Raw genomic sequence first — 14,561 nt, 5'->3', positions numbered from 1 at the left:
CAAGGCGCGGCGCGCAGAGGCCCGCAATCCGCTTTGCCGGGCGGCCGATTCGGCGTAGCCTTTCTCATGGCGACGATGCAGGGCACGGCACCGGAGGAGCTTCGGCGCGTGGCGGAAGGAGCGCTGCGCGAAGCCGGGATGGATTGCGTCGGCCTCTATGTTCTTGACGATGCGGGCCGGATGCAGGGCGTCATCCTCGGCATGCCGGAAGCCTTCACCCGCGCCTACGAGACGCAGGGCATCCCCATCGACCCGGTTCTCGCCCGCGTGCGGGAGACCGGCGCCCCATGCTCCACGCTCGTCGCGCTGGGAGAGCGCTGGACGCGATCACATCTGTATCAGCGCGTCTCCGGCCGCTTCGGGCTCACGGGTTTCGCGACCCTGCCGCTCTATCGGGAAGAAAGTCTGTCGGGGGTGCTTTACCTGGGCGCAATGACGGAGGCGAATGCGCGTCGCCTGGATCTCGAAGGGCTCTGCGCGCTCTCCCCGCTCGCCACCCGCGCTTCCGTCCGGCTATTGACGCTGCCGCCGCGCCATCCCCGCCTGACCCGCCGGCAGAACGAGGTGGCGGAGCTGGCGGCAAGCGGCCTAACCAACCGCGAGATCGCGGAGGCGCTGGGCGGCGGCCTCGCCGCGGTGCAAAAGCACATGAAGGCGCTCCACCGGCTCTTCGGCGTCTCCACACGCACCGCGATGGCCGCCGCATGGCGCGCGGGCCTTGAAGGGTCCCCATTCGGGGACTGATCGGCTCAGGCCGCGCTGGCTAGGTTTCACTCCAGTAGAAATCGCTGACAGGGAAACGAGGATGACAAAAGTCGCCGCTGTGCAGGCCGCGCCCGTCTGGATGGACGCGAAGGGGACGCTGGAGAAGACCATTGCGCTGATCGAGGATGCCGGACGTCAGGATATCGAACTCCTCGCCTTCGGCGAAGTCTGGCTGCCGGGCTATCCCTTTACGATCTGGCTTCAGCCGCCGATGGCGGCGATGGACATCGTGATGGCGCATCGCCAAAACGCCATAACGGTCGACGGGCCTGAGATGCGTGCCGTGGGCGAGGCGGCGAAGCGCGCCGGCACCTGGGTCATGCTCGGCTTCGCGGAGCGCGACCGCGGCAGCATCTACTGTTCCCAGGCTCTGCTCGACGACCGCGGCGAGGTCGTGATGACGCGCCGCAAGCTCCGGCCCACGCACATGGAGCGCACGGTCTGGGGCGAGGGGCCGGCGACCGACCTAAGGGTCGTCGAGGCACCCTTCGGCCGGATTGGCGGACTGAACTGCTGGGAGAACATCCAGCCGCTCAACCGGCAGGGCATGTTCCAGCTCGGCGAGCAAATCCACGTCGCGAGTTGGCCCTCCTTTGGCATGTTCAAGGGAGTCCGCTCCGCCTATTGCCTGTCGGCCGCCGCCAACCTCAACGAGAGCGCGAGCTATGCGCTTGAGGGCGGGTGCTTCGTAATCGCTGCGAACTCGATCATTTCCGAAGACAGCCTTGACAGCATCACGCTCGGCGACCCGAACATTCGCGCGCTTGTGAGCGCGGGTGGAGGCGCCGCTGCAGTCTTTGCGCCGGATGGCTTCCGAATGACAGACCCGATCGACGAGTTCACCGACGGCTTCGCGACGGCGGAGATCGACCTCGCGATGATCGAGGGCGCCAAAGTCTTCGCTGACCCGGCGGGGCATTACTACCGGCCAGACGTCGCGCGCCTCGTGCTCGAAGCCCAGGCTGGCCCGGCCGCCGCGAACCCGCCCGCCCCGGCGCCGGCGCTCCGCGCGCTCCCTTCGGAGGCGGCCGAATGACGGCGCCATTCTACACTGGCGCACAGCGCGCCCTGCAGGAGGCGCAAGGGGCGACGAAGCTGGCGGAGACCGTGGCGGGAGCCATCGTGTGGGACGAGGTCGCGGGCCCCGCGGCCGACTTCATCGCCAGCCGGGACTTCTTCTTCCTCTCGACGGTGGACGGCTTCGGCCGCCCCACCGTCAGCTACAAGGGCGGGCCGGAGGGGGTGGTGCGGATCGCCGACCCGAAAACGCTGCTCTTCCCCGCCTATGACGGAAACGGGATGTTCCTCAGCATCGGAAACATCGCCGAGACCGCCAAGATCGGAATGCTCTTCATCGACTTCGAGACGCCGAATCGCGTGCGGGTTCAGGGCGACGCGACGATCCATAAAGGCGATCCGGAGCGCGGGCGCTGGCCTGGCGCGAAGATGGTCGTGCGCGTCGCGGTCGAGCGCTGCTTTCTCAATTGCGCCCGATACATCCACCGGCATCAACGGGTCGAGACCAGCCGATACGTTCCCGCCCCCGACGGCGCGCAGCCGCATCCGAGCTGGAAGCGGATCGACTTCGTGCAGGACGCCTTGCCGGTGGCCGACCGGGAACGGACGCGCGAGGCCGGGACGATCACGATGGAGGACTACGCCGTTCACCTTGCGGAAGGCCGCTCCTGAGCGGGCGGCCGGAGACGGATCAGACCGGGAATCCCGCCGCCGCGAGCGCGGCGCGGGTTCCCGAAGCGCCTTCGTGCACATGCCCGCCCCAGCCCCGCGCCCGGGCGGCGGCGACGTTATGGTCCTTGTCGTCGATGAAGAAGAGCGCGGCCCCCGCCGCGCCCGCCCGCCGCTCCAGCCGCTCGTAGAGCGCCGGGTCGGGCTTCACCAGCCGCTCATGGCCCGAGATCACCAGCCCGTCGAACTCCCCGATCTCCGGATGGAGACGCAGCGCCCGTTCCCATGCGTCGGCGGCGAAGTTGGAGAGCGCCCAGACGGGAACGCCCGCCTTTCGCAGCGCGTCCCGCAGCGCCACCGCGTCCGCGAAGAGACCGGCGCACATCCGCTCCCACCCCGCCCACCAGGGCAGGATCAGCGCCGCCTCCTCCGGATGCCGCTCCGCCAGCGCCTCCACCTCGGCGCGGAGGGAGCCGTTCCGGTCCCCTTCGAGGTTCATCGCATCGAGCGGCAGTCGGGCGAAGAGCGCCGCGCGGGCTTCATCGTCCGGGATCAGACGCCGGTAGAGATGCTGCGGCGACCAGTCGATCAGCACTCCGCCGATGTCGAAGACGACGATCTCCGGCTTCATGCGCCGCCCTCCCGCCCCTGGTTCTGGGCAGCCTGCCCCGCCGCCGCGGAGATCGCGGCCTTGTCCTCTTCCGTGAGCTTCATGCCCTCCATCGAGGGCAGCGCGACCCGCACCTCGCGCCGCGCGAACTCGATGCCCTGCGCCTCGAACGCCGCCTTCACGCGGTTGTAGACTTCCTTCCTCAGCACGAATTGCCGCCCCGGCTTGGCCATGAACTTGCCCCGGATGATCATCCCCACGTCGGTGAAGTCGAACACGCCCTGGGACTTGAATGGCTGGAGGAAATCCGGCCCGAATTCGGGCGAGGCCATCATCTCCTGCCCGATGGTCTTGAAGATCTTCTTCACCTTGTTCGGGTCCGTGTCGAAGGGCACGGTGAACTTGAGCTTCATGATCACCCAGTCGCGGGAAAAATTGGTGATCTTGTCCACCCCGCCATAGGGGATCGTGTGGACCGGCCCCTTGTGATGGCGGAGCTGCATCGAGCGGACGGAGATCTTCTCCACCGTGCCGACGGTGCCGGCGACCTCAATGTACTCCCCCGTCCGGAAGGCGTCGTCCACGAGGAAGAAGACGCCGGAGACGACATCCGCCACCAGCTTCTGCGCGCCGAAGCCGATGGCGAGCCCGGCGATGCCGGCGCCGGCGAGGAGCGGCGTGATGTCGAGCCCGATCTCCCCGAGCGCAAGGAGCGCGAAGATGATTGCGACGGCGACCTTCACCGTCCCGTGCAGGAGCGGCAGGACGGTGGAGAGGCGCGAGCCGCCGGCCTGCCCGCCCTCGCCGCCGCCCGGCTCGTCCGCCGTCAGGTCGAAGCCCGGCGCCGTCCGCTCCGCCGCGAGGCGGCGGTTGATCCAGAGCGAGACGAGCTCCCAGATGAGGTAGCCCGCGGCGAGGATCAGCAGCATCCGCACCAACGCCGCCGCCGCCTGCGCGCCGACGCCCGCGGCGGCGAGGTTCTGGAACTCGATGCCCCAGAGCCGCGCGACGAGATAAATGACGAAGCCGAAGACGAGGACACGCCCGATCCGGATCCAGCTCCTCCGGGCGGAAAGATGCGCCCGCGCCGCCAGCTCCCCCTCCCCCCGCATCGTCGGCTGGAGATGCCGGATCGCCCCGCGGATCGCCGTGTCGAACATCGGCGCGAAGAGGAGGATGCCGAGGGTCAGGTTCTGCCGCCCGTCAAGGAGATCATAGCGCCCGATTGCCGCGAGATAGACGATGAGGAGGTAGTTCGCCGCCACGAGGATCAGCGCGAAGGCCGGGAAGGCGCGGGCGATGCGCGCCTCCATCGGGCTCGTCTCGGCCGGCTCGGCCCCGATCAGCATTCGCGTCAGCGCGGCGCGGCCGCGCCAGGTCGTCCAGAGTATCCAGCCATAGAGCAGATTGTTCAGCCAAAAGCCGACCGGCGTCTCCGTCGGGTTCGCGCCATGGCTCGCGAAAAACACGACGCCGAAGGAGAGGAGGCCCCAGAGCGCGCCGATGATCGCGAGATGCCTTAGGAAGAACCGCGCCTCCTCCTCCTCCACGCTCATCAGCCGCAGCGAGGCGTCCCGGGGCGAGAGCAGGAAACGCGCCAGAGCTGCAGCGAGACGAGCGTAGAGCACGGGGTCGGAGATGAAGCGCCAGGCGACCTCGCGGTTGCTGTCCGGGAAGAGCGGGTGGAAGGAGTCGCCGGGCATCGCATGGCGGATCAGCGCCCAGGCGACAAGCATGAAGGCGGCGAGCCCGGCGCCGTCCGTCGCCAGCCGCCTGAGGAGCGCGAGGATCACGGCGCCGAGCCCCCGCCCCCGGCCGGCCGTCCGGAACGGCCTTGTGAGCCGCCGCGCCAGCGTCTCCGCCGCAGCCGCGACGGCGATCACCCCGGCGACCTGCGCGAGGAAAGAAAGGAAGCCGCCCCAGTCGCGCGGTTCGAAAAAGCGCCCGAAAGCGTCCGCCATTCGACCCGGCATGTCGGGGGTGCGGAGGAGGGACTGGCCGAGCACGTCGCCCACTTCTTCCGCCGCCTCCTGAGCCCATTGGGCGAGGCCGGAACCCTCCTCGTCAGCCACCGCCCGCTCGGCCGCCACCGCGTCGAGCCGTTCGAGAAGCAAGGCGCGGACCTCGGCGTCAGAGAGGCGGGAGACGAGTTCGCGCGCCGCCTCGGGGCTCGCCGGCTCCGGGGCCTGGGCGGCGGCGCCGAGGGCGGCGAGACAGAGCGCAAGAACAAGTGCAATGCGTCGCATCGGAATCCCCTCTCCGCGTCGGCGCCAGAGTGGCGCGGGCGCGACGCGGGGGAAAGCGATAGTTGACCGGATCGCCGCCCCCGGCGAGGATTCCGCGGCCCGAGAGAAGGAGCGCCCATGCCCGTCGTCGTCATCCTCACCGCGAAGGCCGCGCCCGGCCGCTACGCCGAGCTTCTCGCCATGATGGCTGAGGCGCTGCCGGACACCGTGGCCCAACCCGGCGCCGAACTCATCCGCGCCGGCGGGGACCGGGCGGCGGAGACGGTGACCGTCTTCCAGATCTGGGACCGGATCGAGAGCCGGCAGGCCTATATCGACTGGCGCGCGGCGCGCGGCGATCTCGACCGGATGGGAGGGATGCTGCGGGAGCCGGCGCGGTTCGACGTGATGGACCTCGTCTTCTGACGCCCTTGCCCCCCGCCCCGCCCGGCGCAATGATGTTGAAAATGGGGGATGGAATGATCGGCCTTGAACGCCTCTTTTCGCTGAAGGGCCGCACGGCCCTCGTCACCGGCTCCAGCCAGGGAATCGGCCTCGCCCTCGCCGGGGGGCTCGCCGGCGTCGGCGCGCGGGTTGTCCTCAACGGGCGCGACGATGCGAAGCTGGAGAGGGCGGCGGAGGAGCTTCGCGCCGGCGGCGCCGCGGTCGAACTCCTGCCCTTCGACGTGACGGACCATGCGGCCGCCCGCGCGGCGGTGGACGGGTTCGAGGCGGATGTCGGCCCCATCGACATCCTCGTGAACAACGCCGGGATGCAGCATCGCGGCCCTCTGGAGGACTTCGCGCCGGAGGATTTCGAGCGGCTGATGCGCGTCAACGTCTCCTCCGTCTTCAACGTGGGGCAGGCGTGCGCGCGGCACATGATCCGCCGCGGGCGGGGCAAGATCGTCAACATCGCCTCGGTGCAGACGGCGCTGGCCCGCCCCGGCATAGCGCCCTACACGGCGACGAAGGGGGCGGTGGCGAACCTCACCAAGGGCATGGCGACCGACTGGGCGAAGCACGGCCTGAATGTCAACGCCCTTGCGCCGGGCTATTTCGAGACGCCGCTCAACGCCGCGCTTGTCGCCGATCCGGCCTTCACCGAATGGCTGGCGAAGCGGACGCCGCAGGGCCGCTGGGGCCGGGTCGAGGAGCTTGTGGGCGCCTGCGTCTTCCTCTGCTCGCCCGGCGCGAGCTTCGTCAACGGGACGACGCTCTTCGTCGACGGCGGCGTGACCGCGTCGCTCTGATGGCCGACATCCTCTGCCTCGGGGAGCCGCTCGGCGAGTTCGTGCGGGAGCCGGACGGGCGCTGGCGCATGGGCTTTGGCGGGGACACGTCGAACGCCGCCATGGCCGCCGCGCGGCAGGGCGCGAGCGTCGGCTATCTCGGCGCGCTGGGGACAGACCTCTTCGGGGACGGGATCGTGGCGCACTGGGCCGAGGAGGGGGTGAGCGCGGCCTCCGTGCTCAGGAACCCGGATGCGCCCACCGGGCTCAACTTCATCGAGCCGGACCCTGCGGCGCGGCGCTTCACCTATGTGCGGAAGGGCTCCGCCGCCTCGCTCTACGGGCCTGACGACCTGGACCTGCCGGCGATCCGGGCGGCGAAGGTGCTGCACCTCTCCGGCATCACGCTCGCCGTCTCCCCGACGCTCCGCGCGGCGGGCTTCGCGGCGATGCGCGCGGCGCGGGAGGCGGGGGTTCGGGTCTCGCTCGACACCAATCTCCGCCTCGCGCTCTGGCGCGCGGAGGAGGCGCGGCGCGTGCTGGAGGAGGCGGCGGCGCTGGCGGACGTGCTGGTCACGTCGCTGGACGATTGCCGCGCGCTCATGGGCCTCGGCGCGGCGGACGCGGTGATCGACGCCTTCGCGGCGCTCGGGCCCTCGATCCTGATCGTGACGGACGGGGCGAACGGCGCCCGCATCGCCGCCGTCGGCCGGAGGGAGACGATTTCCCCCGCCCCGGCGACCCCGGTGGACAGCACCGGGGCGGGGGACAGCTTTTCCGGCGCCTTCCACGCCTGGATGCTGGAGACGGGAGACGCCTTCGAGGCCGGGCGCCGCGCCGCCATCGTCGCCGCCGGCACCGTCTCGGGTTATGGCGCGACCGATCCGATCCCGCGTCGGGAGGCGGTTCTGGCGGCGCTTGGCGCCCAGGAAAGAGGCGCCTGAAGCCAAGCGCCGCCCGGAACGGCGTTTTCCCGTTGCGCCGTCGCTCCGCCGCCGCTTCTATGGCCGGATGAGACCCGGGAGCCCCATGTTCCACGCCGCCACGCTCGACGCTTCGCCGGCCATGCAGCGCGCTGCAGGGCGCGTCCTTGTCTCCGCGAAGCAGCGCGGCGGGCGTACGGTTCTGGACAGGCTGCATCAAGGCGGCTGCGCGAAGGCGCGGATGCCGAACTCGAACGGATTCGAGGCGGTGCTGCTCAACACCGCCGGCGGCCTGACCGGCGGGGACCGGATCGACGTCGAGATCGAGGCTGCCGACGGCTGCCATGCGACGGCGGCGAGCCAGACGGCGGAGCGCGTCTACCGCTCCCTTGCCGGCGCGGCGACCGTACGGAACCGGCTCCGCATCGGCGCGGGCGCGCGGGTGGACTGGCTGCCGCAGGAGACGATCCTCTTTGACGGCGGCCGGCTTGACCGGCGGCTCGACGTGGAGATGGCGGAGGACGCTGCGCTCCTCGCCGTCGAGCCGCTAATCCTCGGTCGCGTGGCGATGGGGGAACAGGTGGCGACGGGCTCCCTGATCGACAACTGGCGGGTGCGACGCGGCGGGCGGCTGCTCCACGCCGAGGCGCTGCGCTTTTCGCCCGTCGCAGGGGCCGCCCCGGCGGGCTTCGCCGGCCGGCTCGCCGCCGCGACGCTGCTCTATGTGGCGCGGGACGCGGAGGAGAGGCTCGAAGCAGCCCGCGCCGCACTCCCCGAAGGCGTGACGGGCGGCGTCAGCGCCTGGGGCGGGCGGCTCGTAGCGCGCATTCTGGCGAAGACGGGCTGCGCGCTCCGCGCCGCGCTCATCCCGCTCATCCGCCTTTTCCGCGCGGGCGACCTGCCCCGCGTCTGGTCGATATGAAGAAGGGTTAGACGATGATCCTCACCCCGAGGGAAAAGGACAAGCTCCTCATCTCGATGGCCGCCGTCGTCGCGCGGAAACGCCTTGAACGCGGCGTGAAGCTGAACCACCCGGAGGCGGTGGCGCTCATCACCGATTTCGTGGTGGAGGGCGCGAGGGACGGCCGCTCGGTGGCCGACCTCATGGAGGCCGGGGCGCATGTGATCACGCGCGCGCAATGCATGGAAGGGGTGCCGGAGATGATCCACGACGTGCAGGTCGAGGCGACCTTTCCGGACGGGACGAAGCTCGTCACCGTCCACGAGCCGATACGGTGAGCCCGATGATCCCCGGTGAAATCCTCCCCGCCGAAGGCGAGATCGTCCTGAACGAGGGCGCCGCCGCCGTCACGATCACGGTCGCCAATACCGGCGACCGGCCGGTGCAGGTCGGCAGCCACTACCATTTTGCGGAGACGAACGGGGCGCTGGCCTTCGACCGGGAGGCCGCGCGCGGCATGCGGCTCGACATCGCGGCCGGAACCGCCGTCCGCTTCGAGCCGGGGCAGGAGCGGGAAGTGAGGCTCGTTCCCTATCGGGGGGCGCGGAAGGTCTTCGGTTTCCAGGGCAAAGTGATGGGGGATCTCTGATGCCTGCGCGCATATCCCGCCGCGACTACGCCGCCATGTTCGGCCCGACGACGGGCGACAAGGTGCGGCTCGCCGACACCGAGCTCTTCATCGAGGTGGAGCGGGACCTCACCACCTATGGCGAGGAGGTGAAGTTCGGCGGCGGCAAGGTGATCCGGGACGGGATGGGCCAGGCGCAGACGACGCGCGTCGCCGGGGCGGTGGACACGGTCATCACCAACGCGCTGATCGTGGACCATACCGGCATCTACAAGGCCGATGTCGGCCTCCGGGACGGGCGCATCCACAAGATCGGCAAGGCCGGCAACCCGGACGTGCAGCCGGGGGTGGACATCATCGTCGGCCCCGGCACTGACGCCATCGCGGGAGAGGGAAAGATCCTGACCGCCGGGGGATTCGACAGCCATATCCACTTCATCTGCCCGCAGCAGATCGAGGAGGCGCTGATGTCCGGCGTCACCACCATGCTCGGCGGCGGCACCGGCCCCTCGACGGGGACGAACGCGACGACCTGCACGCCCGGCGCCTGGCATATCGGGCGGATGCTTCAGGCGGCGGACGGGTTCCCGATGAACCTCGCCTTCTCCGGCAAGGGCAACGCCTCCACCCCGCACGAGCTGATCGCGCAGATTCAGGCTGGCGTCTGCGCCCTGAAGATGCATGAGGACTGGGGAACCACCCCGGCGGTGATAGATTGCTGCCTCTCCGTCTGCGACGAGATGGACGTGCAGGCGATGATCCATACCGACACGCTGAACGAGAGCGGCTTTGTCGAGAACACGGTCGCGGCGATGAAGGGCCGCACGATCCACGCCTTCCACACCGAGGGCGCGGGCGGGGGCCATGCGCCGGACATCATCAAGGTCGCGTCGCTGCCGCATGTGCTCCCTTCGAGCACGAACCCGACGCGGCCCTACACGGTCAACACGCTCGAAGAGCATCTCGACATGCTCATGGTCTGCCACCACCTCGACAAGTCGATCCCCGAGGACGTGGCCTTCGCGGAGAGCCGGATCAGGAAGGAGACCATCGCGGCTGAGGATATCCTGCATGACATGGGCGCCTTCTCCATCATCGCCTCCGACAGCCAGGCGATGGGCCGCGTGGGCGAGGTGCTGATCCGCACCTGGCAGACGGCGGACAAGATGAAGCGGCAGCGCGGGCGGCTCTCCGAGGAGACGGGGGCGAACGACAATTTCCGGGTGCGCCGCTATATTGCGAAATACACAATCAACCCCGCCATCGCGCATGGCATGGCGCATGAGATCGGCTCCATCGAGCCCGGCAAGCGGGCCGACCTCGTGCTCTGGTCCCCCGGCTTCTTCGGGGTGAAGCCCGATCTCGTGCTGATCGGCGGCATGATCGCGGCGGCGCCGATGGGGGACCCGAACGCCTCGATCCCGACGCCGCAGCCCGTCCACATGCGGCCGATGTTCGGAGCCTTCGGCGGCGCGCTCGCCGCCTCCTCCGTCACCTTCGTCTCGGAAGCCGCGCTCGGCGTCGGCGCCGATCTCGGGCTTCGGAAGGGGCTGTTGGCGGTGAAGAACACGAGGGGCGGGATCGGCAAGGCGTCCATGATGCTCAACAGCGCGACCCCGCATATCGAGGTGAACCCGGAGACCTACGAAGTGCGGGCGGACGGGGAACTGCTGACCTGCGAGCCGGCGACGGTGCTGCCGATGGCGCAGCGATACTTCCTGTTCTGAAGCGTGTGCACACGCTGTGCACTGGGGTTATGTATCTGGAATATATATGTAATCAGAAAAACGGGTTCGGACGCCGCCACCCTCTCCCGCAGGCGGGCGTGTGTGCGGCGTTTTGTGGAACCGGGACAGTCTCTCGAGCCGCGAAGGAGTGGCCATGACGATCGCAAAGGCGCTCAACCCGGCCCGGGCGACGAGCCTCGAAACCGCAGCCGCCAGCGACGACGAAATCCGACTCGCCTATGCCGACCGCTACCGCCGCCGGGGCCGGCTTGTGACCGAGGCCGGCGCAGCCGTCCTGCTCGACCTCGCGGAGGCGACGGAGTTGCGCGAGGGCGATGCGCTCCTGCTCGAAGACGGCCGACGCATCCTGATCCGCGCCGCGCCGGAGCCGCTGGCCGAGGTGCGGGCGGAGGGGCGGGCGCTTGCCCGGCTCGCCTGGCATGTGGGCAATAGGCACACACCGGCGCAGGTGGAGGACGGGCGGCTCCTGATCCAGCGGGATCATGTGCTGGAGGACATGTTGGCGCAGCTCGGCGCCGAGGTGCGGCATGTGGAGGAGCCATTCACGCCCGAAGGCGGCGCCTACGGCCACGGGCGGACGCACGGGCATTCGCACAGCCACGATCCGCACGAGGACCCGAACGCACATATCCCGCACCGGCATGAACACGGGCATGGGCACGACCACGCGCATGACCACGATCATGCGCATGGGCATCACCACCACCATCACCACCATGACTGAGGCGATGCAGAAGCTGCACGCCTGGCTTTCTCCCGGCTATCCGGTCGGGGCCTACGCCTATTCCCATGGGGTGGAGTGGGCGATCTCGGCGGGGCTGGTGGGGGACGGCGCGGCGCTCGAACGCTGGATCGCGGATTGCCTGCGGATCGGCGCGGGGCGGACGGACGCGATTCTTGCGGCCGCAGCCTATGCGGACCCTTCGAGCGAGGAGCCTGCCGACCTCGCCGCCGCACTCGCCCCCTCGCGGGAGCGGCTGGCGGAGACCACGGAGATGGGCGCCGCCTTCGCGGCGACGACTTCCGCCGTCTGGGGGCGGGACCACGGCCCCGCCCCCTACCCCGTCGCCTTTGGCCGCTTCGCGAGGGCGCACGAGGCGCCGCTGGTTCCGGCGCTGACGCTCTTCCTCCAGGCCTTCGCCGCCAACCTCGCCTCCGTCGGGGTCAGGCTGATCCCGCTCGGGCAGACAGAGGGGCAGAGGATCGTCGCCGCGCTCATGCCCATATGTGCTATGCTGGCGGAAGAGGCGGCGCGCTCGACGCTCGACGATGTCGGCGGCGCGGCGCTCCTCTCGGACATTTCCGCGATCGCTCACGAAACTCAAACCGTCAGGTTGTTCAGAACATGAAGCAAAGCCCACCCCCGGCGAAGACCGCCCCGAAACCCGTCATAGGCCTCACGCAGAAGCGCGGCGCCTGGGTCGCCAAGCCGACGGACCGGCGCTCCGCCGCCGTGCTCGGCTTCGAGCAGATACCCGTCATGCGGGATTTCGACGACGGCGAATGGACATGGGGCGGCAAGACGGTCACCTACCGGGTGGACATGGAGACGACGACGGACGGACGCTGGTGGCTTAAGCCCGAACATGAGGGCTGGCGCGAGCTGCTGCGCGAGGGCGCGCCGCTCTGGGTGCGGAAGGCGAAGGCCGCGAGCGTGGCGGAGCCGACGGGCTCCGTCGGCCGCTCCATAGGTGTATTCGCCACCTCTTCCGTGGAGATCGACGAAGACGGGATGAGCCTCTCGCTCACCGAAAGACTTGCGACGGTGAAATGATGAAATCCCCCCACGGCCCCCTTAGAGTCGGCATTGGCGGCCCGGTCGGCGCCGGCAAGACGACCCTGACCGACGCTCTCTGCAAGGCGATGCGGGAGCGATGGTCGGTCGGCGCGATCACCAACGACATCTACACGCGGGAGGATGCGGAGGCGCTGATGCGCTCCCAGGCGCTGCCGGCCGACCGGATCATCGGGGTGGAGACGGGCGGCTGCCCGCACACCGCGATCCGTGAGGACGCCTCCATCAACCTCGCGGCGGTAGCGGAGATGCGGCGGCGGCACCCCGATCTCGACGTCGTCTTCATCGAATCGGGGGGGGACAACCTCGCCGCCACCTTCTCCCCCGAACTCGCGGACCTGACGATCTACGTGATCGACGTGGCGGCGGGGGAGGAGATCCCGCGGAAGGGCGGGCCGGGCATCACCCGCTCCAACCTCCTCCTCATCAACAAGACCGACCTCGCGCCCCATGTCGGCGCCTCGCTCGACGCGATGGAGCGGGACGCGAACCGGATGCGGCAGGGACGGCCCTGGCTCTTCACCCGGCTGCGGCACGGGGAAGGGGTGGCGGAGATCGTGGACTTCCTCGCTGCGGAGGGCGGGCTTCAGGCCGCCTGAGCCCCCGGCAGGGCGCGGAGCGCCTCCCATACCTCGTATTCCGCATGAAAGGCCTTGCGGAGCCGCGCCCGCTCCTGATCTGTCAGCGCGGAAAGCGCGGCCCCGCCGCCGACCGGGGCGACGTGGTCCGCCGCATAGAGCGACAACACCGCGGCCGGATCATGGCCGAGGAGATGCGCGAGCGCCTCCACGATCCGCCTCATCGCCCCGATCTCTCCGATGAGGGCGAAACGCGCCGCCTCCGCCCGAACCCGCCCGGCCGAGCCGAAATAGGAGGCGTAGCCGCGCCTGAGATGGACGATGGCGCGGATAGCCCGCCGCGCGGCCGCAACCTGCTCCGCATCGCCGGAGATAAGGGCGCGGAAGAACGCATCAGGCGCGGGAAAGTTCGCGAAGGCCTCCTCCTCCCGCGCCGTCCACGGGATGTCATACCGCGGGCGGCCCTTCCGGAGGCGGGAGAGGAAGCCGGAGGCCATGCGCTCCAGCGGGTCGCGCAGCACGACGACAAGGCGTGAATCGGGCAGGAATTCGACGGCTTCGTCAAGCCCGATCCGGTGCGGCAGGTAGAGCGGGGCCCGCATCCCCCGCCCGCGCATCGCGTCGATGAGGTTGGCGAGGCTTGTGCCGCCCGTCTTCGGAATGTGAAGGCAGGCGAGGGACGGGTCCGCCCCCGCCCGCACCTGCCGCGCGATGATGCCCGGGATCTCGGCTCGGTGTTCAGGGGAGAGGCGGCTCATGCGCCCCCGCGCGGCGGCAGGGGCCGCGCCGGGCCGTGATAGGCCTCCTGATACTCCTCCGGCACTTCGTGCCCGTCATGCACGCCGATCAGGATGCCTGTGGAGGGCGTTCCGCCCCTACGCGCGAGGAGCGCGGCCTCCGAGACCGTGGTGCGCTGGGAGAGGCGGCGCGCCCAGCGGCCGAGGCGCTCATACATCATGGCGATGACCGAGGCGTGCTCCGGGTCCGCGCCGAGATCACGGAACTCGTCGGGGTCAGTCTCGAGGTCGAAGAGCATGGGGCGGAAGCCGCCTTCGGCATGCATGAACTTCCACCGCCGGTCCGCGATCATGAAGAGCCGCGCGTCTCGCGGGGCGACGCCAAGGACCTCCGCCATCGGGGAGACGGAATAATCGTATTCGCTCACTGCGAACTCGCGCCATTGCGGGCGCTCGCCGCGGAGTAGCGGTAGTAGAGAGCGGCCTTCAAGAATGTGGTCGGGGACCGGCGCGCCGTAATGCTCCACGAAGGTGACGGCGAGGTCGATCTGTTCGACGAGTTCGTCGCAGATCGTTCCGCGCGTAGCGTCCGCCCCGGGCGACGGGTCCACGATGATCAGCGGAACCTTCACGGAGGGGACCTGACCCTGTATCTGGTCCAGTCCTCATGCGACCTTCCGGGCTAGTTTCAGTTGGTCGGCGAACTCGGTCGGCGTCAAGCCGCCGAGCGCTG

18 protein-coding genes are annotated in these 14,561 nt (G+C 69.7%); 14 read left to right on the top strand and 4 right to left on the bottom strand.

Annotated elements, in window-relative coordinates:
• The first annotated feature begins 75 nt into the window (after nucleotides 1-75).
• From ACE37J_RS08380 to ACE37J_RS08370, 3 genes are all read left to right on the top strand, one after another.
• A complete protein-coding gene (locus ACE37J_RS08380) occupies nucleotides 76-744 on the top strand; it encodes a response regulator transcription factor (RefSeq protein WP_409709970.1) in 669 nt (222 codons plus the stop codon).
• Between the two features lie 61 nt (nucleotides 745-805).
• Nucleotides 806-1,801 (top strand): carbon-nitrogen hydrolase family protein, encoded by a 996-nt coding sequence (locus tag ACE37J_RS08375; RefSeq protein WP_409709967.1) that lies wholly within the window; start codon nucleotides 806-808, stop codon nucleotides 1,799-1,801.
• Entirely contained in the window at nucleotides 1,798-2,454 is a 657-nt protein-coding gene (locus ACE37J_RS08370) for a pyridoxamine 5'-phosphate oxidase family protein (protein WP_409709964.1), read from the top strand. Before ACE37J_RS08375 ends, ACE37J_RS08370 begins: the two co-directional genes overlap by 4 nt.
• Before the next feature lie 19 nt (nucleotides 2,455-2,473).
• On the opposite strand, the gene ACE37J_RS08365 is transcribed toward ACE37J_RS08370, so the two are convergent.
• On the bottom strand, nucleotides 2,474-3,082 hold the full coding sequence (locus ACE37J_RS08365; RefSeq protein WP_409709961.1) for an HAD family hydrolase: 609 nt from the start codon (nucleotides 3,080-3,082) through the stop codon (nucleotides 2,474-2,476).
• Nucleotides 3,079-5,307 (bottom strand): mechanosensitive ion channel family protein, encoded by a 2,229-nt coding sequence (locus ACE37J_RS08360; protein ID WP_409709958.1) that lies wholly within the window; start codon nucleotides 5,305-5,307, stop codon nucleotides 3,079-3,081. Before ACE37J_RS08360 ends, ACE37J_RS08365 begins: the two co-directional genes overlap by 4 nt.
• A 117-nt stretch (nucleotides 5,308-5,424) precedes the next feature.
• On the opposite strand from ACE37J_RS08360, the gene ACE37J_RS08355 reads away from it, so the two are divergent.
• The 11 genes from ACE37J_RS08355 to ureG all read left to right on the top strand — a co-directional run bounded on the left by ACE37J_RS08355 (nucleotide 5,425) and on the right by ureG (nucleotide 13,112).
• On the top strand, nucleotides 5,425-5,712 hold the full coding sequence (locus ACE37J_RS08355; RefSeq protein WP_409709955.1) for a putative quinol monooxygenase: 288 nt from the start codon (nucleotides 5,425-5,427) through the stop codon (nucleotides 5,710-5,712).
• A gap of 53 nt (nucleotides 5,713-5,765) precedes the next feature.
• Nucleotides 5,766-6,539, top strand: a complete 774-nt coding sequence (locus tag ACE37J_RS08350; RefSeq protein ID WP_409709952.1) for an SDR family oxidoreductase — start codon at nucleotides 5,766-5,768, stop codon at nucleotides 6,537-6,539.
• Nucleotides 6,539-7,462 (top strand): sugar kinase, encoded by a 924-nt coding sequence (locus tag ACE37J_RS08345; RefSeq protein WP_409709949.1) that lies wholly within the window; start codon nucleotides 6,539-6,541, stop codon nucleotides 7,460-7,462. Before ACE37J_RS08350 ends, ACE37J_RS08345 begins: the two co-directional genes overlap by 1 nt.
• 67 nt (nucleotides 7,463-7,529) lie before the next feature.
• Nucleotides 7,530-8,363, top strand: a complete 834-nt coding sequence (locus ACE37J_RS08340) for an urease accessory protein UreD (RefSeq protein WP_409709946.1) — start codon at nucleotides 7,530-7,532, stop codon at nucleotides 8,361-8,363.
• A gap of 14 nt (nucleotides 8,364-8,377) precedes the next feature.
• Nucleotides 8,378-8,680: an urease subunit gamma gene (locus ACE37J_RS08335; RefSeq protein ID WP_409709943.1), complete on the top strand. Its 303-nt coding sequence runs from the start codon at nucleotides 8,378-8,380 to the stop codon at nucleotides 8,678-8,680.
• 5 nt (nucleotides 8,681-8,685) lie between these two features.
• Nucleotides 8,686-8,991, top strand: a complete 306-nt coding sequence (locus ACE37J_RS08330) for an urease subunit beta (protein WP_409709940.1) — start codon at nucleotides 8,686-8,688, stop codon at nucleotides 8,989-8,991.
• Nucleotides 8,991-10,697, top strand: a complete 1,707-nt coding sequence (gene ureC / locus ACE37J_RS08325) for an urease subunit alpha (RefSeq protein ID WP_409709937.1) — start codon at nucleotides 8,991-8,993, stop codon at nucleotides 10,695-10,697. The genes ACE37J_RS08330 and ureC overlap by 1 nt, the downstream gene beginning before the upstream one ends.
• A gap of 154 nt (nucleotides 10,698-10,851) precedes the next feature.
• Nucleotides 10,852-11,442, top strand: a complete 591-nt coding sequence (locus tag ACE37J_RS08320) for an urease accessory protein UreE (RefSeq protein ID WP_409709934.1) — start codon at nucleotides 10,852-10,854, stop codon at nucleotides 11,440-11,442.
• Nucleotides 11,435-12,067, top strand: coding sequence for an urease accessory protein UreF (locus tag ACE37J_RS08315; RefSeq protein ID WP_409710545.1), 633 nt, complete (start codon nucleotides 11,435-11,437; stop codon nucleotides 12,065-12,067). The genes ACE37J_RS08320 and ACE37J_RS08315 overlap by 8 nt, the downstream gene beginning before the upstream one ends.
• Entirely contained in the window at nucleotides 12,064-12,492 is a 429-nt protein-coding gene (locus ACE37J_RS08310) for a hypothetical protein (RefSeq protein WP_409709931.1), read from the top strand. Before ACE37J_RS08315 ends, ACE37J_RS08310 begins: the two co-directional genes overlap by 4 nt.
• Nucleotides 12,492-13,112 carry an urease accessory protein UreG gene (ureG, locus tag ACE37J_RS08305; RefSeq protein WP_409709928.1) on the top strand — a complete coding sequence of 207 codons (621 nt, stop codon included), beginning with the start codon at nucleotides 12,492-12,494 and terminating at the stop codon, nucleotides 13,110-13,112. The genes ACE37J_RS08310 and ureG overlap by 1 nt, the downstream gene beginning before the upstream one ends.
• Here the strand turns inward: ureG and ACE37J_RS08300 are convergent.
• Together ACE37J_RS08300 and ACE37J_RS08295 are read right to left on the bottom strand one after the other, a co-directional pair.
• Nucleotides 13,100-13,849, bottom strand: a complete 750-nt coding sequence (locus tag ACE37J_RS08300; protein ID WP_409709925.1) for a hypothetical protein — start codon at nucleotides 13,847-13,849, stop codon at nucleotides 13,100-13,102. The two genes, ureG and ACE37J_RS08300, sit on opposite strands and share 13 nt — an antisense overlap.
• Nucleotides 13,846-14,460, bottom strand: coding sequence for a sulfatase/phosphatase domain-containing protein (locus ACE37J_RS08295; RefSeq protein ID WP_409709922.1), 615 nt, complete (start codon nucleotides 14,458-14,460; stop codon nucleotides 13,846-13,848). The genes ACE37J_RS08300 and ACE37J_RS08295 overlap by 4 nt, the downstream gene beginning before the upstream one ends.
• Nucleotides 14,461-14,561 lie beyond the last annotated feature (101 nt).

It is taken from the genome of Pikeienuella sp., from assembly GCF_046290545.1.
In the GTDB taxonomy this organism is placed as follows: Bacteria; Pseudomonadota; Alphaproteobacteria; order Rhodobacterales; family Rhodobacteraceae; genus Pikeienuella.
The sequence above is the reverse complement of the archived record's forward strand: the minus strand, read 5'-3'. Positions and strand labels throughout refer to the sequence as shown.